Raw genomic sequence first — 2,148 nt, 5'->3', positions numbered from 1 at the left:
GCAGACAGATCCAGGTTCATATTCTTGGAAATTGCTTCTTATAAAAGATGCTCGCGTCCACTATGTAGTTCTCAAACAACAACCCCAAACCACACACCCCACACACCCGAAAGTGCGCGCTCGATGCAGCCAGGAAACCAGAAACAAACAAACACCGGACAGCAGCAAAAAGCCGCAAACCCGGCCCTGTTGCCTCAGGACCCAACAGTGTGCCAAACACTAAACCACCCACATCCGCACCCCACCGTTCCAGGACAGGAACCCCAAAGGGAACCCCTCCGTACTAGAGAAGACACAGACAAGACGGCCGCTATTCATTGATATTCCACCCTTGAGCACCCGCCGCAGAACAAACGTCTGCGCAACGGGCATATACTCCTGACAACCCCTCCACACTCACATACATGAGGCAAGGTGATCGTAGGTGCTCCTTAGAAAGGAGGTGATCCAGCCGCACCTTCCGGTACGGCTACCTTGTTACGACTTAGTCCCAATCGCCAGTCCCACCTTCGACAGCTCCCTCCCACAAGGGGTTAGGCCACCGGCTTCGGGTGTTACCAACTTTCGTGACTTGACGGGCGGTGTGTACAAGGCCCGGGAACGTATTCACCGCAGCGTTGCTGATCTGCGATTACTAGCGACTCCGACTTCATGGGGTCGAGTTGCAGACCCCAATCCGAACTGAGACCGGCTTTTTGGGATTAGCTCCACCTCACAGTATCGCAACCCTTTGTACCGGCCATTGTAGCATGCGTGAAGCCCAAGACATAAGGGGCATGATGATTTGACGTCGTCCCCACCTTCCTCCGAGTTGACCCCGGCAGTCTCCTATGAGTCCCCGCCATAACGCGCTGGCAACATAGAACGAGGGTTGCGCTCGTTGCGGGACTTAACCCAACATCTCACGACACGAGCTGACGACAACCATGCACCACCTGTAAACCGACCGCAAGCGGGGCACCTGTTTCCAGGTATTTCCGGTTCATGTCAAGCCTTGGTAAGGTTCTTCGCGTTGCATCGAATTAATCCGCATGCTCCGCCGCTTGTGCGGGCCCCCGTCAATTCCTTTGAGTTTTAGCCTTGCGGCCGTACTCCCCAGGCGGGGCACTTAATGCGTTAGCTACGGCGCGGAAAACGTGGAATGTCCCCCACACCTAGTGCCCAACGTTTACGGCATGGACTACCAGGGTATCTAATCCTGTTCGCTCCCCATGCTTTCGCTCCTCAGCGTCAGTTAATGCCCAGAGACCTGCCTTCGCCATCGGTGTTCCTCCTGATATCTGCGCATTTCACCGCTACACCAGGAATTCCAGTCTCCCCTACATCACTCTAGTCTGCCCGTACCCACCGCAGATCCGGAGTTGAGCCCCGGACTTTCACGGCAGACGCGACAAACCGCCTACGAGCTCTTTACGCCCAATAATTCCGGATAACGCTTGCGCCCTACGTATTACCGCGGCTGCTGGCACGTAGTTAGCCGGCGCTTCTTCTGCAGGTACCGTCACTTTCGCTTCTTCCCTACTGAAAGAGGTTTACAACCCGAAGGCCGTCATCCCTCACGCGGCGTCGCTGCATCAGGCTTTCGCCCATTGTGCAATATTCCCCACTGCTGCCTCCCGTAGGAGTCTGGGCCGTGTCTCAGTCCCAGTGTGGCCGGTCACCCTCTCAGGCCGGCTACCCGTCGTCGCCTTGGTGAGCCATTACCTCACCAACAAGCTGATAGGCCGCGAGTCCATCCAAAACCACAATAAAGCTTTCCACCCCCCACCATGCGATGAGGAGTCATATCCGGTATTAGACCCAGTTTCCCAGGCTTATCCCAGAGTTAAGGGCAGGTTACTCACGTGTTACTCACCCGTTCGCCACTAATCACCAGTGCAAGCACCAGGTCATCGTTCGACTTGCATGTGTTAAGCACGCCGCCAGCGTTCATCCTGAGCCAGGATCAAACTCTCCGTTGAAGTAAAACAAAAACGAACACAACCAACACCCCCGGAAATAACGGAAGAAGAAGGCTGCAAAATTTGAAACCAGCTGTAAAAACCAGACCCAACCACGGGGTGGCGGACCTGGCCAAAACAACCAATCAATAAAACAATTGGTATCAACAAACTTGGCACACTATTGAGTTCTCAAACAACAGACACA

The 2,148-nt window shown here is 54.6% G+C and carries 1 rRNA gene; it reads right to left on the bottom strand.

The features are described from left to right. Window positions 1-435 precede the first annotated feature (435 nt). Window positions 436-1,961, bottom strand: a 16S ribosomal RNA gene (locus tag AC50YA_RS23040). Window positions 1,962-2,148: the final 187 nt, after the last annotated feature.

The organism is Pseudarthrobacter sp. RHLT3-21 (assembly GCF_059383495.1).
This window is presented reverse-complemented; position numbering and strand designations above follow the sequence as displayed.